A 25,294-nucleotide genomic window follows, 5' to 3' on the forward strand; every position below is an offset into this window, starting at 1 on the left:
CGGGCGCCGAGCGGCCTACGGGAGGCCACGTCCCACAACCGCACCGTCCCGTCGCTGCCGTCGGTGTTGCCGGAGGCCAGGATCGTGCCGTCCGGGTTGAACGCCACCGACGACACGCCGCCGGTGTGGCCGGTGAGGGGGGCGCCGAGCGGCCTACGGGAGGCCACGTCCCACAACCGCACCGTCCCGTCGCTGCCGTCGGTGTTGCCGGAGGCCAGGATCGTGCCGTCCGGGCTGAACGCCACCGACGACACGCCGCCGGTGTGGCCGGTGAGGGGGGCGCCGAGCGGCTTATGCGAGCGCACGTCCCACAACCGCACCGTCCCGTCGTCGCCGCCGGAGGCCAGGACTGTGCCGTCCGGGTTGAACGCCACCGACTCCACCGGGGCGGTGTGGCCGGTGAGGGGAGCGCCGAGCGGCCTACGGGAGCGCACATCCCACAACCGCACCATAGCGTCGCCGCTGCCGGAGGCCACGACCGCGCTGTCCGGGCTGAACGCCACCGACGACACGCTGCCGGTGTGGCCGGTGAAGGGAGCGCCGAGCGGCTTATGCGAGCGCACATCCCACAACCGCACCGTAGTGTCGACGCTGCCGGAGGCCAGGATCGTGCCGTCCGGGCTGAACGCCACCGACCGTACCCCGCTGGTGTGGCCGGTGAGGGGGGTGCCGAGCGGCTTATGCGAGCGCACGTCCCACAGCCGCACCGTAGTGTCGGTGCCGCTGCTGCCGGAGGCCAGGATCGTGCCGTCCGGGCTGAATGCCACCGACTCCACCGGGGCGGTGTGGCCGGTGAGAGGGGCGCCGAGCGGCCTGCGGGAGCGCACGTCCCACAGCCGCACCGTATCGTCGGTGCTGCCGAAGGCCAGGATCGTGCCGTCGGGGTTGAACGCCACCGACGACACCGGGGCGGTGTGGCGGGTGAGGGGGGCGCCGAGCGGCCTGCGGGAGCGCACGTCCCACAGCCGCACTGTCGCGTCGCCGCCGTCGCTGTTGCCGCTGCCGGAGGCCAGGATCGTGCCGTGCGGGTTGAACGCCACCGACGACACGCCGCCGGTGTGGCCGGTGAGGGGGGTGCCGAGCGGCTTATGCGAGCGCACGTCCCACAGCCGCACCGTATCGTCGCCGCTGCCGGAGGCCAGGATCGTACCGTCGGGGCTGAACGCCACCGACGACACCGGGCTGGTGTGGCCGGTGAGGGGGGCGCCGAGCAGTTTGCGGGAGCGCACGTCCCACAGCCGCACTGTCCCGTCGTTGTCGGTGTCGCCGGTGCCGGAGGCCAGGACCGTGCCGTCGGGGCTGAACGCCACCGACAGCACCGGGCGGGTGTGGCCGGTGAGGATGGCTGGTCCGGGGTTCCTGAAGGCGGCACGCATGCCGGCTCGGGTTTCGGGGGTGGAACTGATCTTCTCAGCCGTTGCCGCGAGCATCGCGGACAGCGACGGGTCGGCGGCCGTCAGTTCGCTCTGCGTTACCAATCTGCGGGCGAGGGCGGCATCGCGTTCGGTGGTCCTGGCCTCTTGGACGGAATAGGCCACGACCGCTGCGCTCACCGCCGCTATCACGAGAATGACCAGGACGGTCAGCAGGGTTCGGCGGCGGCGGGTGCCCTGCTTCTCGGCTCCGGCGCTGGTGCGAAGGAAATCCCGCGGGATGGCGGGTAGCGGCGGGTAGCGGCGGGGATCGCTCTGCCAGCGGGCCAGGACCTGCCCAAGAGCGGTGAGGCGCTCCCCCCGATACAGGTAGGCCGTCTTCCTGCCGTGCTGCTCCCATTCGTCGGCGTCCTCGAGGAGCTGGCCGTACTGGGCGTTCTCGGTCAGATCGATCTCCAGCCAGGAACGCAGCCGGGGCCAGGCCACCAGCAGAATGTCATGGGAGATCTGCAGCGACTCCCCGTCGAGGACCAGGAGCCGCTGACGGGCGAAGGACTCCACGACCAGGTCGACATCATCGCCCGCTCTGCCAGCGTCGTCAGTGACTGAGGACGTCCCGTCCTCATCAGCGGCAGCCGGAGCGGTCATCACGCCTGGTGGAGCATGCGCCGATGACGTATCGGCATGGAGGCTGCCGCCGTGAAGGGCCTGGCTGTCGTGGCGGGTGATGGTACGGCGGGTGAGGACGCCGGTGCGGGAGACCAACGTCAGCTGGTGAAACAGCCGACGGGTGATCTCCTGACCGGTGGCGGTGAGGGCGGTGTAGGCGCTCTCGGCGCTGGTCGCGACGGCATGCTGCACACCGCCGGTACGGGCGTAACCCCGGTTGGTGAGCCGGTTGCCCTGGCGGTGCTGCCAGATGGTGAGCAGCGCCTGCGACAACAGCGGCAGCGCACCCGCCTCATAACCGCCGCCCGGGGCCCGCAGTTCGGCCAAGATGGTATCGGCGAGGCCCGGTTCCAGATCGAGACCGGCGGCGTCGGCCGGGCCGGTGATCACGCAGCGCAGGTCGATCTCGCTCATCGGGCCCAGGATGAACGGCCGGGCCAGCGCGGAGGCGAGCGGGGGGTGCTCGGCGCAGCGGTCGACGAAGTCACCGCGGACCGCCAGCACCACCAGCGCGGCGGGCATGTCGTTCGGCCCGCACACGTTGGTGGCCGCCGCGTGCAGCGCGGCGATGAATGCGGTCCGCTCCGCCACCGCGGCAGCCTGCTCGTGCGGTTCGCCGCGTTGGGTGAAGACCTCCTCGAACTGGTCGACGACCAGCACCAACTGGCAGTCCGCCACAACCTCGTCGCTGAGGCCGCGCCGGCGCGCGTCGGTCTCGACGGCCTGGCGGACCAGCAGATGCGCTTGCTCGGGGTAGTGGGTGAGAGCGTGCAGAACGGTCAAGGCGTCCAGGCCCGCCATCCGGGCCAGTAACGTGGCCAGATGAGAGAGTGGGGCCAGGGTCGGCTGGTCGATGACCTGCCGGGGCCAGTGACGAGCCGCGTCCGTCAGTTCGCCTCGACTGATCGCCGGCATCAGTCCCGCCCGCAGCAACGAGGACTTGCCCGCCCCGGAGGCGCCCGTCAGCACCAAAATCCCGGGCTCGGCCAGATGCCGCGACAGCGTGGTGACGAGCTGGGCGGTGACGATCTCCCGCCCATAGAACACCTCCGCATCAGCCTCATGAAAAGCCACCAGGCCCCGATATGGGCAGCCATCGCGCCAGCGAAGCCCCGCTACCGCTCCCGGCTCCTCACCATGCAGCCGGGTACGCCGCTCGATGGAGGACACCTGCTCGGCCATCAGCCGCAGATCGGTCGCCTGCCGATACTGCAATCCCATCGACAGCTGCAGATCCGCGCTCTGGCGATCGACGGCATCACGCACCAGCCGCAGCTGCACCCCCAACTCCGCCAGCACGAAGCCGAACTCGCCGAACTCCGCCCCCACCTCCGCCAGCCCGGCGGCCAGCCGCGACTGCAGTTCACGATCACCACTGGCGACCGCCGCCTCGATCGCCGCCCCCACCGCCTCGGTCTGCCGCAACACCCGCGCGATCTCCGCGCGTAACCCGGCCGCCTGCTTCCCGCCGGCCAGCAGGATCTCCTCAATCCGCCGCTCCAGCTCGGCCTCCAACTCGACGCTGGAGGGCTTCACCCCGCGATCGTCCAGCCGGGCCACGCCCGCCTTCACCACATCGGTCAGAATGTTGCCCCCGACCGAACCGGCCACCCCGGCCCAGGCCACCGCCATCCCGGTGGCACCGACCGCCGTCGCCAGCACCGGCCCCAACGCGCCTGCCGCCAGCACCGCCACCAGCGCCGTCGGCGTCCACCGACGAGCTGTGCCCCCCACCAACCGCGCCACCCGAGCCCGGACCCCGGCCCGCATCAACCCCGACGGTTCATCTGGCCCCTCAACTCCCACCCACCCACTATCACCGCCGAGGAGGCGGTTTACGAGCCGATGAGCTAAATGTCGTAGCGCAAATGGGGTGGATCCGTGGCGTTACGGCCGGGCGGCGGGCCTGGGCGTCCAGACTCGCCCGGAGAACGAGCCGCGAAACACCCACCGAAAGATTCAAGGGCTGAGCAACCTGGCTGCGCACCTATGTGCCTGACGTGCCTGACAGACCTTCAAGCGACTGACCAGCCAGTTCGCTTGACTACCCCAGATAACGATCGGTGACGGGCACAACAACAACTCCGCCGGTACCGATGTACGATCGCGGCCACAACTCGTCCCGCCACTTCTCCAGTAGCGTGCGCTCACGTCGCGGGCAGACGTCGCGAAGCACCACACGGACCCGCACGCTCGTCTTGGACTCGGCCACTTCAGTTTTATCGGCCTTGAGGCATTCCGTGGAGTTCGTCCAGCTAACCGCTTGCAGGATGAGGACACGTCCTTCCACCTCGACCATGTCGATCCTCCCGTTGAAGGGTGGCTCAGGCGGCCGAAACTCCCGTATGGAGGTCGCCATGGATATCGCGACGGCCAACACCAGGAGACAGCACATGCGCCATAGGAAAGACGGGCTCAGGTGATTCATTTCATGCGATCTGAAGGTCCTTTCAGACTGAAGCGAGAGGTCTTCCCGCATCCTGGATGGTTTCAGCCCTTGGGTTCGCCTGAATGCGCAGATTCTTGTTCCTCGGCCCTCCGCTCGGGTCCGTGTCATCAGACGCAGAGTATCTGTGACTGATCAGAGCTACCGGTCGGTACAGGCTTCTTGCGGGTGGACCCCAACCCCCGCCGGCACGGCCCTCGCGGTTGGCTAACCTGATCAATAGAGGATGAGGAGGGGGCCGATGACTGTCTCAACGGCGGTAGCAGCCCTGATGCTGCTCACGGTTGCGGCGATCGCTGTCCGTTCGGCGTGGTCACTGCTATTCCGTAAGGCCCCCGTGCCCAGGCGTCGGGCCCAGAGCCGGGGCCGCCACCTGCCGTACCACGGTCCGACGGATCACGCCGGCCTGTACCCCATGCCTGGCGCGGACGGTATCGGCTGTGACTCAGGTAGCTCGGACAGCACTGGCGGCTGAGACCATGCCCGGCGACCCAGTGGCAGGGCCCTGACAGCCGTTGTAGAACGTTGCCGCAGGTCACATTGAGTAACGGCCGCGGCGCGCGACCCTGGGTTCGGTCCAGGCCACTCACAGCCACTTTGCGTCTGGTGAGTCGGACCCGAGCGGAGGGCCTTCCCTGCAAGTCGCAGAGGAGGTTCAGAGGCGTACACCTGAGCGACGCGCGAGAGCCCGCAGACCGGAAAGCTTGCTGTGGCGGTCTCGATGGAGCAGGTCGGTGATCACCTGTCGAGGGCCGGATCGGCTGACCTCCGAAGGAGCGATCTTCTCGGCGATCAGGAGCGCACGTACCGCGCGATCGGTCTTCCCCCACAGTGTGTACGCCTCGGCGATGCCCGTGTAATAGCTGGCGCGGCGTTCCGACGTCGGAATCTCGTCCGGGATGATGGTCTTGGCGTGCTCCACGGCCATCCCCGCGTCGCCAAGGACGATTGATACGCCCATCCTGTAAGTGACCACATGGCCAAGACTGAGCGCGAGCTTGGCAGCGTGTCGAGTGGCTTCTTCAGCCTCCGCCAACATCCCGAGCGCGCTGTCACGGTCTTCCAAGCGAGCTGCGGCAATGGCTCCTGTGGACATCAGCGCTCCATATGCGCCCCATGCGGGGGTGGGAGCCGAACGCAGTTGCGGGCGCAGCAACTCGGCCGTGCTCGCCGTGATGTCACGCGCTTTGCCATAGTCCATGGCCCGGTGGAAAAGACTGACCAGGTCGCGGCGGGCTTCGCCGATGGCTCGAATATCACCACTGGCGTGCGCCGCCTGCTCTCCTTGATGCGCGGCTATCCATGCGTACGGCGAAGCGCTCAGCTTGATCAGCGTGCGGGTCGTCAGGTGGTAGACCTGTGCGGCTGTCGCCAGGTCAGCCGGGTCGGACACGCTGCGGGCAACGGGGATCAGCGCGGCAAGACCGTCGGCGAGGTCGGTATAGCGAGCGGCGGCGAAGTCTCGGCGAGCCCGGGTGACGACGCGAGCGAACGACGCGGGCGTGAAGGCATCTGCCGAGGTCGGAGCGTGAGGGATCAAGGCATCGCGCAGACGCGCCACGGCTGTTGCGCTCTGGTCTGGTTGCCCGACCCCATCGGTCAGCCCGACGCCTGCGGCAAGTGCCGCACTCTTCATGAACGTACGTCGCTTCGTGGTATTACCTCCCGAACATGTCTCCAGGATAGGCGGCGCATTCTCGTATTCGCCGACCCATGCCTCCAGAAGTTTTCCGCCCGCTCCGAGAGCGTCGTCAGCGAGTTCGGCGAGTAGCCGTTCCGGGTTGCGTAGTCCGCGCTCAACACGACTGAGATAGCTCTTGGAGAAGTAGGTCACCGCATGAAGGCCCGACAACGAAACATTACGTTGCTCGCGATATCGGCGGAGTTGTTCCCCAAAACTCACCGTTGCCCCTTCCCGTTGCCCCGTTGCCCAGGTCAGGCAACCCCTCGTTCGCTCGGATATCAATCACACATGCTTGGACGGCAGCCGCACAACAGGGCCGTGAGATTAGCGAAACGCCGCAATATCGGACCCGCCGAAACGACTCGAACTCGTCCGGCGGGCCCTTGATCACACACTGGGACAGGTGCGACCCATGGGCAACTCTAGAACCACCCCGATCCCCGTCGACGACACTACGGCGGAAAGCCAAGACAGAGCTCTCGCTGTCATTCAGCGGCTTCTCACAGAGCGGGGAATCCGTGTCCGGCGCCATCACACGATCAGCCTCGGGCTCTTCACCAACCGCACGGATGAGGCCACCTGGCTCAACCGGCCTCTTCGGTCGTGGCTGCACCGGTATCCGCCCGAACTCGCCGTCGTCGGCCCCCAGGGCCGTTTCGACGTCACGGTGGCCATGGGGCCGCGTTCCGGCTCCTACCTTGTGTCTCTGCCCAGCGACCCGGAGCCTCAGATCGTGAAGAGCGAGTGCCCCGAAAAAGTGGTCGACCTGATCGTAGAGATCATGTCGTGACTGTGCTGGATGAGTGTCTGAGTCCGCACGTGGCCAGGATTCAGCGCGATCATGTGCGGCTGGAGTGGCGCACGCCGTACCCGGTGCTGGCGCGGGCGCGCGTGGTGGCCTGGACCTGTTTCTGCCGGGCGACGGTCTACGAGCTGTGTGAGAGCGCGGGGCAGGCGTTCATTCGCCGGACCATCCAACGCGACCGCAGACACGAAGTACACGAGAGCTCTATCCGGCCGATCAATGAGGCTCGGGCGATCTGGACGGGATTGCTGTCCGGAAGAGCCCGCTAGAACGGGCGTGGCGGCGAAATCTGGAGGGACGGCGCCGTCACGCCTGCTAGACCACTCCTGGCGGTTCAGAAGCCGATGGCTTCGCGGAGCAGCAGGACGGTGCCGCGCCCTGTGTGGGGTTCCGCGTTGAGGATGAGAACGCGGTTCAGAGCGCTGGGCTGCCCATATGCCTTCATGGCGCGCTCGTTCTCCAGCGGAAGGCAGTGGTTTTCGACGCGCCGCAGCGCGGTGCTCAGGTCGGGGACCACCTTCTGGGCCCCGACGATCCAGATCGCGCGGGGCGCGGCGCCCGAGTAGCCGGCCAGCTGGCTTCCGCTGGCAGAGGCGGCCACAAGGGATCCGGTTTCGGTCACAGCGGCGACGCTGCCCACGATGACGTCGGGGCAGGCGATCATCCGCCAGATCTCGGCCAATTGGGTGGCGCGGTCCATGGTCGTGCTGCTTGCCTTGACGGACTTGTATCGCCCGCTGGTGTTGATGTCCTCATCGATGCCGGACAGGCGGAGGGTCTCGCTGGCCCCGGTGAACACGCTGGCGCCCTCCGGGATCAGATCCTTGACGCGGGTACGCGCGGCGGCGGCGTCGTCGAGGATTTCCACGGTGAAACCGTGTGCGGTCAGCGCGGCGGCCGTCCGCTCCAGGCGCTGCTCAGACGCCGGGTCGGCGAACAGCGGCGCCGGCGGGTCAACGGGCGCCTCGGCCGTGCCGGGCGCTGAGCCTGCCAGTGGGGTGGTGTCGAGGTATCTGACCTCATAGACCCGCTCGCTGAACTTCCAGCCCTCACCAGTGCGCTGGTAGCGGTCGTGGTAGATGGCGTAGTTCAGCCCCTCGCGGCCGTCGAGGGCACGTGCGACCTCTTGCATGTAGGCGCGGCCGGTCGCCATGTCGCCGTCCAGCTGGATCATGCCCGGGTGCGTGTTCTGCACGAAGAAGTCCCACTGGCTCTGCAGTTGCTCGCCCACGGAGCGGATCTCCTCCCGGCCGACCATCTCGGCGGGGATATTGGGCATCCGCAGCGCGCCATCGTGGGTGAACAGGGACGCGAGGCGGGCGCGGTCGCGCATCATCGCCGCATCGGTGAACTCGGCGCGCAGCGCCTCGATCTCGACGCGGTCGGCGATGGCCTGAAAGTCACTCATCGGTTTCCTCCTGGTCGCCCCGAAGCCGGTGTACGTCGGCTTCCTGGGTTTTGTGTTCGTCTCAGCAGTTCGACAACGCAACCCCGCTGAATGTGAGGCGCTTGCGGCACCAGGTGAGCGTGCCCATTCAGCGGGGGTTGTCGGCGCGCCAGGCGACGTAGTCGGCGACCGCCGTGGCGACGTCGAAGGCCGGGGTGAAGCCGGTGTCGTGGGTGAGCCGGGTGGTGTCGAGGTAGGGGTCGTCTCCGGGGCCGTTCCGTCGTCCGGGCAGGAGGTCGGGCCGTGGGCCGGGGGTGATCGTCCGTACGGCGTCCACGAGCTCGCGGTTGGTGAACGGCCGGCCGCTGGAGACGTTGTAGGTGGTGTGCCGCAGGGTTTCCGTGGTCATCAGCAGGGCGATGGCGCGCCCGGCGTCGGGTGCGTAGCAGCTGTCGCCGCCGTCGTCGGCGTACAGCGGCTGCGGCTGTTCACCGCGGAGTGCGGCGTTGATGTACGGCGGGATGGGGTTGAACGGTGATTCCGGGTCCATCAGCGGTCCCCAGATGCTTCCGATCCGGAGCACGACCGGCTGGACCCCGCTGCCCTGGAGGCTGTGCGTGGTCAGCGGCTCGACCGCCTTCTTGAAGGCGATGATCAGGTGTGGCAGGTCCGCGGTGGGCAGCGCGAGCTCCTCGTGCCAGCGGGTCTCGGCCGCGCCGATGTACACGCCGAGGCTGCTGGCGACGGCGAACCTGCGCACGCCCCAGGCGCGGGCCGCGTCCAGCGCGTTGAGCAGGCCGATCGTGTCCGTACGGAAGAAGCCCACCGGGTCCTTGCCGGGGATGCTCCCGGCGAGATGGACGATGTCGCTGATCTCGTGGCGATCGGCGAGGGCGAGGAAGGCGTCCCGGTCGGTGACATCCAGGGATTCCACGGCGACCCGGCCGGCCAGGAACGAGGGGACCTCGGTGCGGCGGTGCGCGGTGACGACGACCTCGTGTCCGAGGTCGGCGAGCGCGCGGGCGGTGTGGGCGCCGATCATGCCGAGCCCTCCGGTGATGAGGATCATCGGGCCACCTCGTAGCGCAGGTGGGTCACGCCGGGGGCCGGGATAGCCTCCAGCAGGCGGAGGTGCACGTGTTTCGGGAGCTCCTGGAAGAAGGGGCGGCCGGCGCCGAGCAGGATGGGCACCTGGTGGAGGATTACCTCATCGACGAGGCCCGCTTCCAGCGCGGCGGCCAGCACGCCACCGCCCATGAGACCGACGTCCTTGCCATCGGCGAACTGGCGGGCGATCGCGATCGCGTCCTGGATGCCGGTGGTGATCAGGGTCTGCCGCTCGGTGATTTCCGGGGCCGGTCGGTGGCTGAGGAGGATCAGCGGGGCTGCCGGGTGCGGGCTGCCGCCTCCGAAGTGGTCGGAGTCGTCGTAGGTGTTGCGGCCGGCCACGATCGCGCCCACTCGTGCGGCGGCGTCGTCGAAGAGGCGGGCGCTGGGCTCGCTGAGTTTGAATCCGTCGAACGTCTGGCTGGGTGTGTCGCCGTTGAAGTACCAGTCGAACAGCATGTTCGCGTCGCCGAGGCCGCGTCCGGCGCCGGGGTCGCGGCCGGTGATGTAGCCGTCGACCGAGACGGCGTGGGCGCTGATGACCTTGCTCATGTCTTTCCTTCCGCTGGCTTGGGGGGAGCCGAAGAATCGGTGTGGGATCAAGCCTGCCGATCAGGCGGGGCGCCGGACATCCGTGACGGCCACGTGCCGGGTACGCGGGCACCACGTGGCGGCCACGTACCACGACCTCACATTCCGGTGCGCTGTCTTGTCGAAACTGGTGAGGGCAGATGCGACCAAGGGAGCCGGCTACACCATGACCACACCCGATCCGGGACTGAGCGCGATCATGAGCGAGCGGCGTCAGCTGATCAATGTCGCGTACCGGCTCCTGGGCTCCCTGGCCGAGGCCGAGGATGCCGTCCAAGAGACCTACACCCGCTGGTACGCCATGACCCGGCAGCAGCAGGACGCCATCAAATCCCCCGGTGCCTGGCTGACCACGGTCACCAGCCGCATCTGCCTCAACCTGCTCGGCTCGGCCCGGTCACGGCGAGAGACCTACGTGGGCGAATGGCTCCCCGAGCCGCTGCCCGAACGTACGGAGTGGGTCACGAGCGACACCATGGTCGACCCGGCCGACCGGGTCACCCTGGATGAGTCGGTCAACCTGGCCTTCCTGGTCGTACTGGAGTCGATGACCCCGGCCGAGCGCGTCGCGTTCATCCTGCACGACGTCTTCTGCCACTCCTTCGCGGAGGTGGCCGAGATCGTGGGCCGTACTCCGGCGGCGTGTCGCCAGCTGGCCTCCTCGGCCCGCCGCCGTATCCGGGCCGCGCGGCCTTCCGCGACTCCGGCGGCCCAGCGCGCGGGCGTCGTCAGGGACTTCAAGCAGGCATGGCAGGCCAAGGACATCGACGCCCTCATCGGCCTGCTCGACCCCGACGCCACGGCGATCGCCGACGGCGGCGGCTCTGCTGTCACCTTCCTGCACCCCATCGAAGGCGGCGAGCGGATCGCGCACGCCTGGATCGAGCTCGCCGGCCGGGTGATGAGCAACATGACGTTCCTGGAACGTACGGTCAACGGTCAGCCCGGTCTGGTGGCTCAGGAAAACGGCACCACCGTGACGGTGTACGCGTTCGAGGTCGTGGACGACCGGATCAAGCGCATCTGGGTGGTCCGCAATCCCGACAAACTGCGTCGCTGGACGACGGGCTGAGGCGCGTTCACGCCTCAGCCCGCCGGTCCGCTGCTCGCCGTACATCAGAAGAGCCGTACGTCAGAAGAGCCCGTGCGTCAGAAGAGCCGTACGTCAGAAGACCGGCGCGCCGTCACGCGTCAGGCGCCAGTTGGCGGCGGCGAAGTCGGACGGGTTGATCGTGCCCTTCGCGGTCGCGTAGTCGATCAGCGCCTGGCGGATCTCCACCTGGGCGTTGTACAGGACCGGCGCGCCCGCGACGTGCGGGAACCCGCCGCCGCCCGACTGCCGGTAGTTGTTGATCGCGACCACGAACTCCTTGTCCGCCGGCACCGGCGCCCCCTCGTAGGTGAGGTTCGCGATCCGCTGGCCCACCGGCTTGGCGATGTCGATGTCGTACGACACGCCCGACAGCTGGTCGTAGTTGTAGTCCGGCGTGTTGCCGGCGTTCGTGAGCTTGGCGACGTCCACCGGGTCGCCGGGAGCCAGCTGGTTGAAGTACTTGGCGGAGTACTCCAGGTAGTCCTTGATCTGGGCGCCCGTCAGCTTCACGGCCAGCAGCGTGTTGTCGTACACGTACAGCCCGGCCACGTCACGCACCCGGATGTCGCCGGCGGGGAAGACGGCGGTGCGGCTGAACGGCGCGGCAATCGACAGGACCGGGAGCTGGTTGTCCGGCAGCGCCTGCTTGACGGTCTCGACCTGGACCTGCTGGATGTAGTCGAGGATCGGGGTGTCCTTGTAGGGGGACTCGGCGGCCGAGAGCTGCTCCGACGACTTGGCCACGACCTTGTTGACGTAGCCGACCGTGGCGTCGTGCTGCGGCTTGAGCAGGGCGGTGATCTTCGGGTCCTCGGCGACCGTGTTCGTGTTGAGCGTGGCCGAGGACTTGCCGGTGACCGTCCACCTGCCGCGCTGTTTGGCGAGCTGGAAATCGATCACGCTGAGGCGCTGGCCCCACTTGCTCGGTTCAGTGAGCAGGACCTGCTTGCCGGTGGCCTGGTTCGTGACGAACCGCTGGGCCACGTCGTTGTGCGCGTGCCCGAACAGCACCGCGTCGATGCCCGGCACCTGCTCCGCGACCATCGCGGAGGCGTTCTCCACGGGCAGGTCGCCGCCGTACGACGACATGCCGTTGTCGCCCGCGTGCGCGGTCACCACGACCACGTCGGCGCCCAGGCCACGGATGATCGGCACCCACTTCTTGGCCGACGCCACCAGGTCGGTGAAGCGGAGTTTGCCCTCGACATTCGCCTTGTCCCAGATCGCGACACCCGGGTTGGTCAGGCCAAGCACACCCACCTTGACCGGCTTGTCGCCCTTGACGTTCATGGTCTTGATCACGAACGGCAGGTAGGCGGGCCGGCCGGTCTTCGCGCTGACGGCGTTCGCGCCGAGCACCGGGGCCTTCATCTGGTGGATCCAGGTGGCCAGCAGGGGCAGGCCGTAGTTGAACTCGTGGTTCCCCAGGGTGACGGCGTCGTAGCCGATGGCGTTCATGGCCTTGGCCATCGGGTGGACCGGGCCATTCCTGGTGATCGGCTCGACCTTGGCGTAGTAGTACGCCAGCGGGGTGCCCTGGATGGTGTCACCCGAGTCGAACAGCAGCGTCCGGCCGGCGCCGCGCTCCGCTCGCACCTTGTTGACCAGCGTCGACACCTTGGCCAGGCCGACGTTGTTGCCGGCGCTGTCGGCGTAGGCCGCGTCCTTGTAGTAGTCCCAGTTGAGGACGTTGCCGTGGATGTCGGAGGTGCCCATCACGGTGACGGTTATGGTCTTGTCACCGGTCGCGTTCGCGGGTACGCCCATCAGGGCCAGCGCGGTCAGCGCGACGGCCCCAAGCTTCATGGTGTGCATGGCGTGGACATTAATTGCGGCAAGTAACCCATGGATTACGGCCCCTCGTCACGTCAGTGGGACTTGACCGAGGCGTCCTCGGCGGGGATCTCCTTCGGTGAGGCGCGCAGCCAACGGCAGCCGTGCGGGTCCATCGTCAGCCGGGCCACGCCCTCCTCCGAGACCTCCAGTGTCCCGTCCACCAGGAGGTCCGTGAGCGTGTGCGTCTCCAGGCCCACCAGCTTCAGCTCCACGTCCTGGGCGGTCTCGCCGAGGTTGTGGATCGCCACCACCGTGGCGCCGTCGGCGTCGGAGCGGTGCGCCAGGATCGCCGGATCGGCCGTCTCCAGCACCGTGCAGTCGCCCCAGGCCAGCTCGGGGCACTCCCGGTAGCGCTCGATGAGCAGCTGGAACCAGCGCAGCAACGAGTCATTGTCCCGCTTCTGGTCGGCCACGTTGATGCGAGCGGGCGCGAAGGCGGCCTCCGGCATCTCGCGTTCGGGGGTGCCGCGGGAGAAGCCGCCGTCCGGTGACCACTGCATCGGCGTCCGTACGGCCATGCGGCCCTCCGCCTTGAGGTTCTCGCCCATGCCGATCTCTTCGCCGTAGAACATGACCGGGGTGCCGGGGAGGGAGAAGAGCAGGCTGTAGGCCATCTTGATGCGGCGCATGTCCCCGCCCATCATGGTCGGCAGGCGTCTGCGCAGGCCACGGCCGTAGATCTGCATGTCCTCCTCGGGGCCGAACGCCTGGAAGATCTCCTGGCGCTCCTTGTCCGTGAGCTTGTCCAGCGTCAGCTCGTCGTGGTTGCGGAGGAACATCGCCCACTGGCAGTCCTTGGGCGGTCTGGGACGAGAGCTGAGCGCCTCGGCGAGCGCCCCGGCCTCGCCGCGCGCCAGCGACAGCCACGCGCGCTGCATGCCGATGAAGTCGAAGCACATGGTGAGCTGGTCGCCGAGCCCGTCGCCGAAGTACGGGAGCAGGCCCTTGTAGGGCAGGTTGACCTCGCCGAGCAGCACCGAGGCGCCCTCGCGCCGGGTCATGAAGGCGCGCAGGTCCGCCAGGAACTCGTGCGGGTCGGCCAGTTGGGGGTGGACGTTCTCGATGAGAAACGGCACGGCGTCGACCCTGAACCCCGACAGCCCGAGCTCCATCCAGAAGCCCAGGATCCGGGCGATCTCATCGCGGACCTCGGGATTGCTGACGTTCAGGTCGGGCTGGTGGCGGTAGAAGCTGTGCAGGTAGTACTGGCCGGTGGAGGTGTCGAGCTGCCAGATGCTGTCCTCCTTGTCGGGGAAGACCACCTGCTTGGGATCGTCGGGTTCCGGCTTGTCCGACCAGACGTACCAGTCGCGCTTCGGCGACTTCTTGCTGGAGCGCGACTCGATGAACCAGGGATGCTGGTCTGAGGTGTGGTTCACGACCAGGTCCGCGATCACCCGCAGGCCGCGATCCTTGGCGGTCCGCATGAACTCCACGAAGTCGCCCAGCGTCCCGAGTCTCGGGTCGATGGCGTAGAAGTCGGTGATGTCGTAGCCGTCGTCCCTGTTGGGGGTGGGGAAGAACGGCATCAGCCACAGACAGGTGACCCCGAGCCCCGCCAGGTAGTCGATCTCCTGCGTGAGCCCCCGGAAGTCGCCGACCCCGTCGTCGTTGCCGTCCTTGAAGGTCTCAACGTCGAGACAGTAGACAACGGCATTTTTCCACCACAGATCAGACGTGTAGGTCAGTCGCATGACGCCACCGCTACCCAGCGGCGGCGCTCACATTCAGAGCAGCGTGCCGAAACGCGGCTCTCATCCATATACACCCGTAGTGGCCATTGAATGTCGCTAAGATCTCCAGCGGCAAGGCTGTAGCGCAGAGGTCGTCGCGCCTTACAGCAGGTTGGAGGACGTCGGTTCGAATCCGACCAGCCTTGCCGCAAATCGTGAAAGTCATCGGTGGGGGTGTGGGTGTCGGTCGTCGATCCTGACTTGACCGGCACACCGCCGCCCGAATCAGGAACCCTCCCCAACCCGGCTGAGGTCGAGACCTGCCTGCGGGTGCTGGCCCAGGCACGCGCCGCGGATCCGGCTGATCCTCAATGGGCGGCCGTGCATGAGGCCGCGGCGCACTTGTACCGGGCGGGGAAGAAGACGCGAAAGGCGTCGCGGCACGCCGAGCGCAGGAGACGCGACCACGAGGCCACGGCGGCCACAGCGCGCTATCGAGAGCAGGATCCATCCCCCGCGCTCGTTCCGCCGGGCCCCCAGGAACCGTCGGGTGACCGGTCCGCGCCGACACGGCGCCCGCTGGTGGGCACGCGACGCTGTTACGTCTGCAAGTCCGCCTACCAGCAGGTGCATCCGGAATATCACCTGCTGTGCCCGGATTGCGCCGAGGAGAACATGGCGCGCCGGCACGCTCACTGCGATCTACGTGGCCGCCGGGCGATCGTGACCGGGGGACGGGTGAAGATCGGTTTCCAGCTGGCACTGAAGCTGCTGCGCGACGGCGCGGACGTCCTGGTCACCACCCGCTTCCCGCGAGATGCCGCCCGTCGGCTCGCGGCCGTGCCCGACGCCGAAGCCTGGCTGGACCGGGTACACGTCCACGGGGTCGACCTGCTCGACCTGGCGTCCGTCGCGGGTCTGCTGGAGTCCGTTCAGCGGCGTTTCAGTTATCTCGACATCCTCGTCAACAATGCGGCCCAGACGATCCGCCGACCCGGCGCGTACCACCGCGAGGTGCGCGCGGCGGAGTGCGCGCCGCTGAGCGGCCTGGCCGCGCGGATCGACGTGGCGGACGTATCGGGGACGGTCGCGCCCGCCGTCGCCGCGCGGCCGGTACCCGCACCGGCGATCGCGGCTCTTTCGGACTCTGGGCAGGCCGTCACACGGCGGGACACTCTGGAGGAGCTGTTCCCCGCCGGGCGGACGGACGAGACCGGTCAGCCGCTGGACCTGCGCGATCGCAACAGCTGGAGTCTCCGGCTGCACGAGGTGGACCCGGCCGAGTGGCTGGAGGTCCAATTGGTGAACTCCTTCGCGCCGTTCTTGCTGACGTCCCGGCTGCGCGGTCTGCTCGAGGCCTCGCCGTGGCCGGACCGGTACGTCGTACAGGTCTCGGCGATGGAGGGCAGCTTTTCCCGGGAGCAGAAGACCGTCCGCCATCCGCACACCAACATGGCCAAGGCCGCCCTGAACATGCTGACCCGCACCGCCGCCGCGGACTATGCGGCCTCGGGCATCTACATGAACAGCGTCGACACTGGCTGGGTCACCGACGAACGCCCCCATCCGGACAAGATCGCGCAGCGGGAGGCCGGATTCCGCCCGCCGCTGGATGTCATCGACGGCGCCGCCCGGGTCTACGACCCGATCGTGCGCGGTGTGGGCGGGAACCGGGTGTCCGGCCTGTTCTTGAAGGACTACCGACCGGTGGATTGGTGATGATGGAGCCGACGCCCGTACGCTGCCCCGCGATCGAGCACGTTGACGTGCCGCCGGCCGATCCGGCGGACCTGGGTCCGCTGGTCGCCCGGCTGGCCGAACCGACCCGGGTGGCGGCCGACGAGACCTTCCCGCTCGGCACCGTACGGCCCGATGGCCGAGTCGACCTGTGCAAGCAAGGCCTCGGCCCGGCTGGCGCGGCGCGGCTGCTCCCGGCCGCGGTGGCCTCGCCGCACGCCGTGCATCTGCTGCTGGGCACCAACGCCATCGGCAACGATGGCGCCCGGACCATCGCCGACGCGCTCGTTCCCGGCCACGGCTTGGAGACTCTCTACCTCGGCTGCAACCGCATCGAAGCGGCGGGCGCCGAGGCGCTCGCCGGTCGGCTGGCCACGGACACCACCGTGCGCGCCGTGTGGCTCAAGCGGAACCCGGTGGGCGACGACGGAGTCCTCGCCCTCGCCGCGATGCTGCGCCAGAACACCACGATCCGCACGCTCGACCTGGTCAACACCGGGCTCACGCAGGAGGGGCTACGGGCGCTGCTGGCCGTGCTCACCGAGCGGCCGAATCCGGTCGAGCGGCTGTTTCTGGGCGGCAACGGGCTGGGCGCGGAGTCCGGCGACCTACTGGCCGCGCTGATCCGGGACGCCGGGGTACGCGAGCTCTACCTTCCGGCGAACCACCTCGGCGACGCCGGTGCGGCCACGCTCGCCGCGGCGGCCGACCCCGCCCGGCCGGTGCGCCTGGGCCTCGGTGGCAACGGCATCGGGCCCGACGGCGCCCGCGCGCTGGCCGACGCACTCGGCGGCATCGAGGCACTCGACCTGGGACGTCCGCCATCGGAGCGGAGCCTCGGCGCACCCGCGAACGTCACCGGCGACACGGGTGCGGCCGCGCTGGCCGCGGCTCTGCCCGGCAGCCCACTGCGCCGGCTGGAGCTGCGCCGGACCGGGATCACCGGCCGTGGCGCCAAGGCCCTGCTGGCCGCCGTACCCGACGACACCCGTCTGGAATACGTCGGGTTCGGCCCCGGCGTGCCCCGCCAGGTGAAGCGTGCGCTGGCGCCACGGCTCCGTCCCGCCGCCCGGACCCATCCGGACCTGCACGCGATCGGGAGCCTCTACCGGTGAGCGCGGCGCTCCCACCGGCCGGTCTGCCACCTCGTACGCCGTCCCGTTCGTATCCGCCGCACGAGGCGTCCCGGTTACGGCGGATCCGGCGGTACGCGGTGCCCTCGTGGATGATCGATCAGGCGACCGAACGACGGCTCGCCGGCGACTGGCGTGGCGCCTGCGCCGCCGCCAACGTCGATGTCGCGTTCGACCTGGCCGACATCGCGAACGCGCACGGCGACGCCGTCGCCACGGCGCTCGAAGACGACCTGTGCAACTTCGCCCCGGACCTGCTGCGCTGGCACCTGCCCCGCCTGGACCGCGGGCGTACGACGATCGTGCCCGACCAGCTGATGGTCCTAGGGCGGCTGGGTGGGGCCTCAGACGCCCCGTACCTGTACCTCCAGACGCCTCGCTGGATGGTCCACGGCCCGCAGCGGCTGCACCTGCACGTCGGGCCGGTTCACCACCAGGACACCTATCTGGATACCGACTTGGCGTACTGCGCGTTCTGGCGCGACGTCGTCCAGAACTGGAGCTCGTCGCGTCACCTGTGGGATGTCCGCCATACCGACGACCTGCGTGAACGCTGCGGCGGCGACAAGGCTCGGGCGCCGTTCTTCCACAGCGACGGCACGCCGCGCGGGGCGGAAGAACTTCCCACGGCCGACCCCGGCCGCGCCGACCCGGCGTCGCTCACCGAGTGGGTCACGCTGCTGCACGAACGTGGCGAGGTCGAAGCGGCGTTCGCAGCCGCCGGCATCGATCTGGACGCCGCGCCGCTTGAGGTCGAACCCTATTACGGGGTGAATCGCGTTGATCCGCTCGACGTTCTCGCGCGGATGCCCCTTGCCTTGACCCGGGTGGAGGCGGAGATCCGTCGCCTTGCGGCCTCAGCGGGAACGGACCGTTTCTGGCTTCCCTACCGGCAGTACGCGGCGGTCCTCTTCGAGACCGACGGATCGGATGCGGGGCTGCGCGTCCGATTCGTCGAATTCGAGATGGGCACGGAGCCCGCGGACACGGTGCTCCCCGAAGCGTGCTGGCGCCGCCTGCCCGACCTTGACCTGCTGCGGGACGGCTATCCGCCGGAGCGGCTCCATCCGCTCGTACGCGAGGCCCTGTTCCCCGGCCGCGCCGTGCACAGCGTTCCTGCCGGGCCGTCCGAGCCGGAACTCCCGAAGCCGGCCCGGATCCGCTGCCGCGGCGAGTGGCACGAGGTGTCCTTCGGTGACGGCGTCCTTCACATCCCCCACAGTGCGGAGGAGCAGCAGCGGGAGGCCGCCATGCGGGCGTTCGGGGGCGCGATCGCCGGATGCTTCGCCGTACGGCACACGTGGACGTCCGGAACCGGACGGCTGCCCAAGGCCCTGCGCGACCAGCGAGGGGAGCTATTCTCGCGGGCCCAGCACGGCGACCTCCCGGGAGTCTTACAGCTGCTGGACGCCGGCGTGGATCCACGCGTCCGTGATGGCCGACAACGCACCCTGCTCCACATGCTGCACCTGCTCGATTCCGGCGCCGATCCGAGGGTGCACGGCCGTCCAAGGCGCGAGCCGGCCCACCAGTTGCCACACCTCGACCATGATGGTCTGCTCGGGCGGCTCCTGGCGGTGGGCCTGGACATCGACGCCAGGGACGAGGACCAGCGCACGCCGCTGTTCTCCGCGATCTGCGGGGACGGTTCGGTGGCGCTCGTCCACGCACTGCTCACCGCAGGGGCACGGATCGACCTGACCGGCGAGATCCACGGCGAGCCCATCTCGCTCCACCGCCTGCTCACCTTGCTCGATCGCGATGACCTGGACTTCATCGCGGATCGGATCGAACTCGAGCATCCGGAACTCGCCGAGTAACAGTGAACGCCGTCAGCACGCCAGTCCCCGGCCCCACGGCCGGCACACCCGCGCCCGAGGCAGCGCCGCGCCGCACGCCGTCGTACCCACCGGACGAGGCGTCGAGCCGGCGGCGGATCCTGCGGCACGCCGTTCCCCGGTGGATGATCGAGCGGGCCACCGAGCGACGTCTCGACGGAGACTGGCGCGGCGCCTGCGCCGCCGCGAACGTCGATGTCGCGTTCGACCTGGCCGACATCGCCCGGGAGCATGGCGGCGCCGTCGCGGTCGCCGTCGAGGACGACCTCCGCCATTTCGCACCGGACCTGCTGCGCTGGCATCTGCCGCGCGTCCCGTATGGACGTACGACGATCCGCAACGACCAGACGGTGACATTGTGCGGTTACCCGGGTACGGCCAAGGCCGCGCGGTATCTGTACGTCACCACGCCGACGATGGTGAACGGCCCGCAGCGGCTGCTCCTGTGCTTCGGCCGGATCGACCATGCCGTCAGCTCGCGCGATCGTCGGCGCGTCCTCCATGACTGGCCCATGCCACGGCACCTGTGGGATGTACGGCACACCGGCGCGCTGCTGGAACGCCATGGTGGCGGAGACCGGCCGCCGTTCTTCAACGCGGACGGGACCCGGCGCGCCGCCGGGGAGTTGCCCACGACCGACCCCGGTCCCGCCGACCCGCCGACCCGCGCCGAATGGGTCACCCTGCTGCATGAGCGAGGAGAGGTCGAGGCGGCATTCGCCGGGGCGGGGGTCGCGCTGGATCCGTCACCGCTCAAGCACCGCTGGGGCCCGATCGATCCGTTGCCTGTCCTGGAGAAACTCCCGCTGGCGCTGACCAGGCTCGAGCCGGAGATCCGGCTGCTCATCCGCGAGGGCTTCGGACGTCGCTTCCAGATTCCGCATTCCTACTGCAGCTCCCTGCTGCTCGAAAGCAGCAGGTGGGTCGGCGAACTGCGGATCCGGATCATCGACCCAAAGGAGATCTCCGGCACCCCGGTGCTGCCCGAGGCGTGCTGGCGACGGCTGCCGGACCTCGACGCGCTCCGGCATGGCGACGCGGATCCGGACCGGCTGCATCCTCTGGTCCGGAACGCGCTCTTCCCGCTGCGCGAGGACCCCGCCGATCCGGTCGGACCGCCGGATCCGCGGCTCCCGTCCCCGGTTCGGGTGCGCTGCCGCGGTGAGTGGCATGAGGTGTGCTTCCAGGACGGCGCGCTGCGGGTGCCGCACAGCGCGGACGAGCAGCGGCGAGAGCAGGCGATACGGGCGTTCGGCGGCGCGGTCGCCGGCTGCTTCGCCGTGGCGCAGACAGTGTCCTCCGGCGAGGGTCGGCTGCCGAAGGCCCTGCGGGAGCAGCAGCGGGAGCTGTACAGCCGGGCCCAGCACGGCGACACGCCGGGAGTCCTCAGGCTGCTCGACGCCGGGGTCGACCCACGCTTCCGTGACGGTCGCCGCCGCACGCTCCTGCACGCGCTGATCCACCTGGACCACGAGGTCCTGCTGCCGCGCCTGCTGACGGCCGAGGTCGACCTCGAAGCTGTGGACCACAACCGGCGCACGGCGCTGCACGTAGCGGTCGGGGAGAACGGCTCCGCCGCGCTGGTACGGGCGCTGCTGGCCGCCGGAGCGAACCCCGACGTCACCGACGACATGGGCCAGTCACTCTCCCAGCTCATCCGCTTCTACAAGCGCACCGACCTGGACTTCCTGCTGGACCGGGACCGTTAGGACGAGGAACATTGACCATCACCGATGAGAACCTCACACCGGACCCGCTGGCCGCGGCCGACGAACTGGTCCGCCGGCTCGGCTCCCAGCGGACGGAGCCGGCCGCGAACCCGCAGTTGGAGGCGCTGGCGCTCGCGGTGTCGGCGAACCTCCCCGTGCTGTTGTGGGGCGAGCCGGGGATCGGCAAGTCCGCCGGCCTCCAGCAGCTGGCCGCCGGGCTCGGCGTCCCGCTGGAGACGGTGATCGCGAGCGTGCACGAGCCCTCCGACTTCGCCGGCCTCCCGATCATCGGTGATGATCCGGCCACCACCGGGGTGCCGATGGCCCCACCGGACTGGGCGGTGCGGCTGACCGCGGCCGGGCGCGGCGTCGTGTTCTTCGACGAGCTGTCCTCCGCTCCCCCTGCCGTCCAGGCGGCGCTGCTGCGGGTCGTCCTCGAACGCCGGGTCGGCAGCCTGCCGCTCCCGGAGACGGTCCGTGTGGTCGCCGCCGCCAACCCGCCGTCCAGCGCCGCGGACGGCTGGCACCTCAGCCCGCCACTGGCGAACCGGTTCGTCCACCTGCAGTGGACGCACGACCCGCGGACGGTCGCCCGAGGCATGGCTGGAACCTGGCCGGCCGTGCCTCTGCCGCTCATCGACCCGGCCCGGGTACCCAGCGCGGTGGCCCGCGCCCGCGGGGTGGTCTCCGGGTTCCTCACCGCACGGCCCGGTCTGGCCCACCACCTGCCCGGCGACGCAGAGAGCCGGGGCCACGCCTGGCCGTCGCCGCGTACCTGGGAGATGGCGCTGCGCCTGCTGGCGGTCGGGTACGCCGCCGGCTCCGACCAGAAGGCGGTCGCGGCCGCGGTGATCGGCGCGGTGGGCGACGGCGCGGGTCTGGAGCTGCTGGCCTACCTCGAACAGCTCGACCTGCCCGACCCGGACCGCGTTCTGGCCAATCCGGCCGCCTTCGCACTACCGGAGAGGGGCGACCGGCAGCTCGCCTTCCTGACGGCCATCGTCTCAGCGGTGCAGAGCGACCTCACGCGGCGACGCTGGGAGGCCGGCTGGGCGGTGCTGGCCAAGGCCGTCGACGCCGGCGTACCGGACGTCGCGGCCCGGGCCGCCGGGGATCTCGCGGCGATGCGCGACACCGACTGGCCGGTGCCGAGCGGCATCGACGCGTTCCTCGATCTGCTCCAGCTGTCCGGCGCGCTGCCGAGCGCCTCCTGACCCGTGGCCGAATTCGACCGGGTCAAGTTGCTCGCCGCGCGCTACCGTGCCGCGAGCGACCGGCCGTACCTCGCCTCCGCGCTCTACTCGCTGACGGTCGTGCCGACCAGCGGCGTGCCGACGATGGCCGTCGACCGGCACTGGCGGTGCTACGTGTCACCGGCGTTCGTCGCAGCGACGTCCGTTCCCGAGCTCGCGGGCGTATGGATCCATGAGGTTTCTCACGTGCTGCGCGACCACCACGGCCGTACGGACCGGCTGCCGGCCACCGACCAGCGCGACCGGTTGCGCGTGAACGTCGCCCAGGACTGCGAGATCAACGATGACCTGCTCGCCGACGGACTGGCACTGCCGGAAGGCCGGGTGGAACCCGGCACCTTCGGGCTGACGGCCGGACGGCTGTTCGAGGAGTATCTCCCGCTGTTGCCGCCGTCCGCCGTCTGCTCCGACTGCGGCTCCGGCGCCCACGGCTCACCGGGTGATTGGGAGATCACCGGTGACCACGGGCCGGGCGGCGTCAGCACGGTCGAGGTCGAGGCTCTGCGCCGACATACCGCCGAGGCGATGCGCGCCCACCGGCGCAACCGCGGCAACCTCCCGGCCGGCTGGCAACGCTGGGCGGAGCAGATCCTGGAACCGACGGTCGACTGGCGCCGCGTTCTCGCGGGCGCCGTACGGGAGGCGGTCGCCTGGGCCACCGGGGCGGTCGACTACACCTACCGCCGCCCGTCCCGCCGCACCGCCGCGCTGCGCGGCGTCGTGCTGCCGAGCCTGCGCCGCCCGCTGCCGGCCGTCGCGATCGTCATCGACACCTCGGGGTCCATGGGCGAGGACGACCTCGCGGCGGCCCTTGCCGAGGTCACCGGTGTACTGCGGGAGGTCGGCGTCGGCGGTAATCGGGTCACGGTGCTCGCCTGCGACGCCGACGTACAGACCGCTGCTCGAGTGACGTCCGCGCAGCAGGTGAATCTCGCCGGTGGGGGCGGCACGGACATGCGGGTCGGCATCAGGGCGGCCCTCGCCCTGCCCGAACGGGTCGGCGTCGTGATCGTGCTGACCGATGGCTTCACTCCGTGGCCCGACGCACCGTCGTCGGCCCGCCTCATCGCCGCGCTCATCGGCGCGGACCCGCCGCTCCCGCCCACCTGGGTCGAAGCAATCCACATTCCTGCGGGATAAACCGGCCAGATCAGCAGTCCGCTGTCCCTGTGGGCACGACCCACTGGGTGGGCTGTCCGGTGATCGATGCGACCATATCGAAGTCACCGTCGTAGTGGAGCACGGTCGCCCGGTGACGTTCGGCAGTGGCGGCAATAAGGAGATCCGCCATGGACAGGGCACGGTGAAAACCACGCTCCAACGCGATGCCCTGAACCTCGAGCACGCGCTCGAACACCTCGTCGCCGCAGTAGAGAAAGTTGAAGCCGCGCAGCAGGAAGCGGATACGGGCCATGTCCGGCTTGTTGCGAGCGCTGTAGACCATCTCCCATTCCACCGCCGCGCAGGTGGCCAGGACGCCCCGGTCACTGAAATCGTCCAGAACCCGGCCGACGGAGGGATGGCCCCAGCGCGCGAGCGCCGATTTGTCAACGAGGTAATCGGTCACGCAGCACCTTGTTGCGTGGAGCGCTGAAGGGTGCCGTCGGCATTGCGGGGACCGGTGTTCTCCACGATCTCGCTGAGGTCGAGCTCCCCGCTCTTGATCGCGTTCGCGAGCTCCTGACGGAGATGGCGCTTGACGGCATCCTCCATGGCCATGCGCACAGCCTTCGCTTTGGTCTTTGAGCCGTAGATGCGCATGGCCTCGGCCACCATCTCGTCATCGAGGTCGATGACAGTTCGGGACATGACAGGACCCTTCCGTTAGCCAGCCTTCCCCCCAAACGATACCGTACACGCAGGAAGATAGATATCATTTCCCGCTGAGACAGCTCTTGGAGAAAGAGCGGTCGAGTTGATTGGGGAACGACGCCGCCACGCCTCAGAGCAGGGTGCCGCCCGTCACCTCGAAACCGGCGAGCGCCTCGTCGATGCGGGCCAGCGTGTCGGGGTGCAGGACGAGGTCGGCGGCGGCCAGGTTCTCCTCGATGTGCGCCGGCGTGCGGCTGCCCGGGATGGCCACCACGTGCTCGTACTGGTGCAGCAGCCAGGCCAGCGCCAGCTGGGCCGGGGTGATGCCCAGGCGGGTGGCCAGGTCCCTGATCGGGGCGTAGCGGTCGTTGTTGCTCGCCAGGTTGTCGGCCGAGAAGCGGGGCGCGTTGTGCCGGAAGTCGCCCTCGCCGAGCCGCTGGACGGTGCCGGTGAGGAAGCCGTTGCCCAGCGGGCTCCAGGCCACGATCCCCACGCCCAGCTCGCGGGCCGCCTTGAGGAGGTCGGGATCGACCGGGCGCCACATCGACCATTCGTTCTGTACGGCCGTCACCGGGTGCACGGCGTGCGCCCTGCGCAGCTCGTCGGCGGTCACGTTCGACAGGCCGAGGTGCCTGACCAGCCCGGCCTCGACCAGCTCGGCCATCGCCCCGGCCGTCTCCTCGATGGGCACGCCCGGGTCCACGTAGTGCAGGTAATAGAGGTCGATCACGTCGGTGTCCAGGTTGCGCAGGCTCCGCTCGGCGTAGCGGCGGACCAGCTTCGGCTCGGCGTTCACCCGCAGCTCGCCGAACGCGTAGCCCACCGGGTGCGACCTGCTCGCCTCACCCTCCGGGATGGCCAGGCCGAACTTGGTGGCGACCACCACCTCGGCACGCCGCCCCTTGATCGCCCGGCCGACCAGGCGCTCGTTGTGGCCGTTCACGCCGTAGGCGTCACTGGTGTCGATGTGTACCGCTCCGGCGTCGAGTGCCGCCTTGAGCGCCGTTTCCGCGCGGGTGTCGTCGATGTCGCCGTACACGCCGGGTGACAGCACCATGGCGCCGAAACCGATCGCGGGGACCGTCAGGTTGTTGCCAAGTTCACGGGTCTTCATGTGGTTCATCCTGCTGGCGGTACGGGCGGCGCGT

Annotated in this window: 20 protein-coding genes and 1 tRNA gene; 10 read left to right on the forward strand and 11 right to left on the reverse strand. The window is 69.3% G+C overall.

The window, feature by feature from the left end; genetic code table 11:
- From AB0L53_RS50890 to AB0L53_RS50900, 3 genes are all read right to left on the reverse strand, one after another.
- Nucleotides 1-3,776 (reverse strand): AAA family ATPase (locus tag AB0L53_RS50890; RefSeq protein ID WP_364011570.1); only part of this gene is annotated, 3,776 nt, incomplete at its 3' end.
- A gap of 310 nt (nucleotides 3,777-4,086) precedes the next feature.
- Nucleotides 4,087-4,341, reverse strand: a complete 255-nt coding sequence (locus tag AB0L53_RS50895) for a hypothetical protein (RefSeq protein WP_364011573.1) — start codon at nucleotides 4,339-4,341, stop codon at nucleotides 4,087-4,089.
- Between the two features lie 802 nt (nucleotides 4,342-5,143).
- On the reverse strand, nucleotides 5,144-6,391 hold the full coding sequence (locus AB0L53_RS50900; protein WP_364011576.1) for a helix-turn-helix transcriptional regulator: 1,248 nt from the start codon (nucleotides 6,389-6,391) through the stop codon (nucleotides 5,144-5,146).
- Between the two features lie 184 nt (nucleotides 6,392-6,575).
- On the opposite strand from AB0L53_RS50900, the gene AB0L53_RS50905 reads away from it, so the two are divergent.
- On the forward strand, nucleotides 6,576-6,962 hold the full coding sequence (locus tag AB0L53_RS50905; RefSeq protein ID WP_364011579.1) for a hypothetical protein: 387 nt from the start codon (nucleotides 6,576-6,578) through the stop codon (nucleotides 6,960-6,962).
- Nucleotides 6,959-7,246 carry a hypothetical protein gene (locus tag AB0L53_RS50910; RefSeq protein ID WP_364011582.1) on the forward strand — a complete coding sequence of 96 codons (288 nt, stop codon included), beginning with the start codon at nucleotides 6,959-6,961 and terminating at the stop codon, nucleotides 7,244-7,246. The genes AB0L53_RS50905 and AB0L53_RS50910 overlap by 4 nt, the downstream gene beginning before the upstream one ends.
- A gap of 65 nt (nucleotides 7,247-7,311) precedes the next feature.
- On the opposite strand, the gene AB0L53_RS50915 is transcribed toward AB0L53_RS50910, so the two are convergent.
- The 3 genes from AB0L53_RS50915 to AB0L53_RS50925 all read right to left on the reverse strand — a co-directional run bounded on the left by AB0L53_RS50915 (nucleotide 7,312) and on the right by AB0L53_RS50925 (nucleotide 10,023).
- Nucleotides 7,312-8,385, reverse strand: a complete 1,074-nt coding sequence (locus AB0L53_RS50915) for an LUD domain-containing protein (protein WP_364011585.1) — start codon at nucleotides 8,383-8,385, stop codon at nucleotides 7,312-7,314.
- Nucleotides 8,386-8,512: 127 nt separating this feature from the next.
- Nucleotides 8,513-9,433, reverse strand: a complete 921-nt coding sequence (locus tag AB0L53_RS50920) for an NAD(P)-dependent oxidoreductase (protein ID WP_364011587.1) — start codon at nucleotides 9,431-9,433, stop codon at nucleotides 8,513-8,515.
- Nucleotides 9,430-10,023: a dihydrofolate reductase family protein gene (locus AB0L53_RS50925; protein ID WP_364011590.1), complete on the reverse strand. Its 594-nt coding sequence runs from the start codon at nucleotides 10,021-10,023 to the stop codon at nucleotides 9,430-9,432. The genes AB0L53_RS50920 and AB0L53_RS50925 overlap by 4 nt, the downstream gene beginning before the upstream one ends.
- A 205-nt stretch (nucleotides 10,024-10,228) precedes the next feature.
- Between AB0L53_RS50925 and sigJ the strand changes: the two genes are divergently transcribed.
- On the forward strand, nucleotides 10,229-11,134 hold the full coding sequence (gene sigJ, locus AB0L53_RS50930; RefSeq protein WP_364011593.1) for an RNA polymerase sigma factor SigJ: 906 nt from the start codon (nucleotides 10,229-10,231) through the stop codon (nucleotides 11,132-11,134).
- Nucleotides 11,135-11,227: 93 nt separating this feature from the next.
- On the opposite strand, the gene AB0L53_RS50935 is transcribed toward sigJ, so the two are convergent.
- Nucleotides 11,228-12,970, reverse strand: a complete 1,743-nt coding sequence (locus AB0L53_RS50935) for a 5'-nucleotidase C-terminal domain-containing protein (RefSeq protein ID WP_364011596.1) — start codon at nucleotides 12,968-12,970, stop codon at nucleotides 11,228-11,230.
- A gap of 53 nt (nucleotides 12,971-13,023) precedes the next feature.
- Complete coding sequence (locus AB0L53_RS50940) at nucleotides 13,024-14,685, reverse strand: alpha-amylase family protein (protein ID WP_364011599.1); 1,662 nt, start codon at nucleotides 14,683-14,685, stop codon at nucleotides 13,024-13,026.
- Between the two features lie 113 nt (nucleotides 14,686-14,798).
- Here AB0L53_RS50940 and AB0L53_RS50945 point away from each other — a divergent pair.
- The 7 genes from AB0L53_RS50945 (at nucleotide 14,799) to AB0L53_RS50975 (ending at nucleotide 23,474) form a co-directional block, all read left to right on the forward strand.
- A tRNA-OTHER gene (locus AB0L53_RS50945) sits at nucleotides 14,799-14,870 on the forward strand.
- 34 nt (nucleotides 14,871-14,904) lie between these two features.
- Nucleotides 14,905-16,383: an SDR family NAD(P)-dependent oxidoreductase gene (locus AB0L53_RS50950; RefSeq protein WP_364011602.1), complete on the forward strand. Its 1,479-nt coding sequence runs from the start codon at nucleotides 14,905-14,907 to the stop codon at nucleotides 16,381-16,383.
- Nucleotides 16,383-17,516, forward strand: a complete 1,134-nt coding sequence (locus AB0L53_RS50955; RefSeq protein ID WP_364011605.1) for a gala protein — start codon at nucleotides 16,383-16,385, stop codon at nucleotides 17,514-17,516. Before AB0L53_RS50950 ends, AB0L53_RS50955 begins: the two co-directional genes overlap by 1 nt.
- Entirely contained in the window at nucleotides 17,513-19,354 is a 1,842-nt protein-coding gene (locus AB0L53_RS50960; RefSeq protein WP_364011607.1) for a hypothetical protein, read from the forward strand. Before AB0L53_RS50955 ends, AB0L53_RS50960 begins: the two co-directional genes overlap by 4 nt.
- Nucleotides 19,355-19,356: 2 nt before the next feature.
- Nucleotides 19,357-21,081 (forward strand): ankyrin repeat domain-containing protein, encoded by a 1,725-nt coding sequence (locus AB0L53_RS50965; RefSeq protein ID WP_364011610.1) that lies wholly within the window; start codon nucleotides 19,357-19,359, stop codon nucleotides 21,079-21,081.
- An 11-nt stretch (nucleotides 21,082-21,092) separates the two neighbouring features.
- Entirely contained in the window at nucleotides 21,093-22,295 is a 1,203-nt protein-coding gene (locus AB0L53_RS50970; RefSeq protein ID WP_364011613.1) for an AAA family ATPase, read from the forward strand.
- A gap of 3 nt (nucleotides 22,296-22,298) precedes the next feature.
- Nucleotides 22,299-23,474, forward strand: coding sequence for a VWA-like domain-containing protein (locus AB0L53_RS50975; RefSeq protein ID WP_364011616.1), 1,176 nt, complete (start codon nucleotides 22,299-22,301; stop codon nucleotides 23,472-23,474).
- Nucleotides 23,475-23,484: 10 nt separating this feature from the next.
- On the opposite strand, the gene AB0L53_RS50980 is transcribed toward AB0L53_RS50975, so the two are convergent.
- The 3 genes from AB0L53_RS50980 to AB0L53_RS50990 all read right to left on the reverse strand — a co-directional run bounded on the left by AB0L53_RS50980 (nucleotide 23,485) and on the right by AB0L53_RS50990 (nucleotide 25,260).
- Nucleotides 23,485-23,901 (reverse strand): PIN domain nuclease, encoded by a 417-nt coding sequence (locus tag AB0L53_RS50980; RefSeq protein ID WP_364011619.1) that lies wholly within the window; start codon nucleotides 23,899-23,901, stop codon nucleotides 23,485-23,487.
- Entirely contained in the window at nucleotides 23,898-24,143 is a 246-nt protein-coding gene (locus AB0L53_RS50985; RefSeq protein WP_357651335.1) for a type II toxin-antitoxin system VapB family antitoxin, read from the reverse strand. The genes AB0L53_RS50980 and AB0L53_RS50985 overlap by 4 nt, the downstream gene beginning before the upstream one ends.
- A gap of 133 nt (nucleotides 24,144-24,276) precedes the next feature.
- Nucleotides 24,277-25,260, reverse strand: coding sequence for an aldo/keto reductase (locus AB0L53_RS50990; protein WP_364011622.1), 984 nt, complete (start codon nucleotides 25,258-25,260; stop codon nucleotides 24,277-24,279).
- Nucleotides 25,261-25,294: the final 34 nt, after the last annotated feature.

Origin of the sequence: Nonomuraea sp. NPDC052129 (assembly GCF_040680095.1) — a bacterium.
In the GTDB taxonomy this organism is placed as follows: domain Bacteria; phylum Actinomycetota; class Actinomycetes; order Streptosporangiales; family Streptosporangiaceae; genus Nonomuraea.

What these genes read in the sequence shown, in the direction of transcription:
- AB0L53_RS50920 (WP_364011587.1), bottom strand. Translation starts at nt 9,433, where the DNA reads ATGATCCTCATCACCGGAGGGCTCGGCATGATCGGCGCCCACACCGCC.
- AB0L53_RS50985 (WP_357651335.1), bottom strand. Translation starts at nt 24,143, where the DNA reads ATGTCCCGAACTGTCATCGACCTCGATGACGAGATGGTGGCCGAGGCC.
- AB0L53_RS50915 (WP_364011585.1), bottom strand. Translation starts at nt 8,385, where the DNA reads ATGAGTGACTTTCAGGCCATCGCCGACCGCGTCGAGATCGAGGCGCTG.
- AB0L53_RS50925 (WP_364011590.1), bottom strand. Translation starts at nt 10,023, where the DNA reads ATGAGCAAGGTCATCAGCGCCCACGCCGTCTCGGTCGACGGCTACATC.
- AB0L53_RS50955 (WP_364011605.1), top strand. Translation starts at nt 16,383, where the DNA reads ATGATGGAGCCGACGCCCGTACGCTGCCCCGCGATCGAGCACGTTGAC.
- sigJ (WP_364011593.1), top strand. Translation starts at nt 10,229, where the DNA reads ATGACCACACCCGATCCGGGACTGAGCGCGATCATGAGCGAGCGGCGT.
- AB0L53_RS50990 (WP_364011622.1), bottom strand. Translation starts at nt 25,260, where the DNA reads ATGAAGACCCGTGAACTTGGCAACAACCTGACGGTCCCCGCGATCGGT.
- AB0L53_RS50940 (WP_364011599.1), bottom strand. Translation starts at nt 14,685, where the DNA reads ATGCGACTGACCTACACGTCTGATCTGTGGTGGAAAAATGCCGTTGTC.
- AB0L53_RS50895 (WP_364011573.1), bottom strand. Translation starts at nt 4,341, where the DNA reads ATGGTCGAGGTGGAAGGACGTGTCCTCATCCTGCAAGCGGTTAGCTGG.
- AB0L53_RS50935 (WP_364011596.1), bottom strand. Translation starts at nt 12,970, where the DNA reads ATGCACACCATGAAGCTTGGGGCCGTCGCGCTGACCGCGCTGGCCCTG.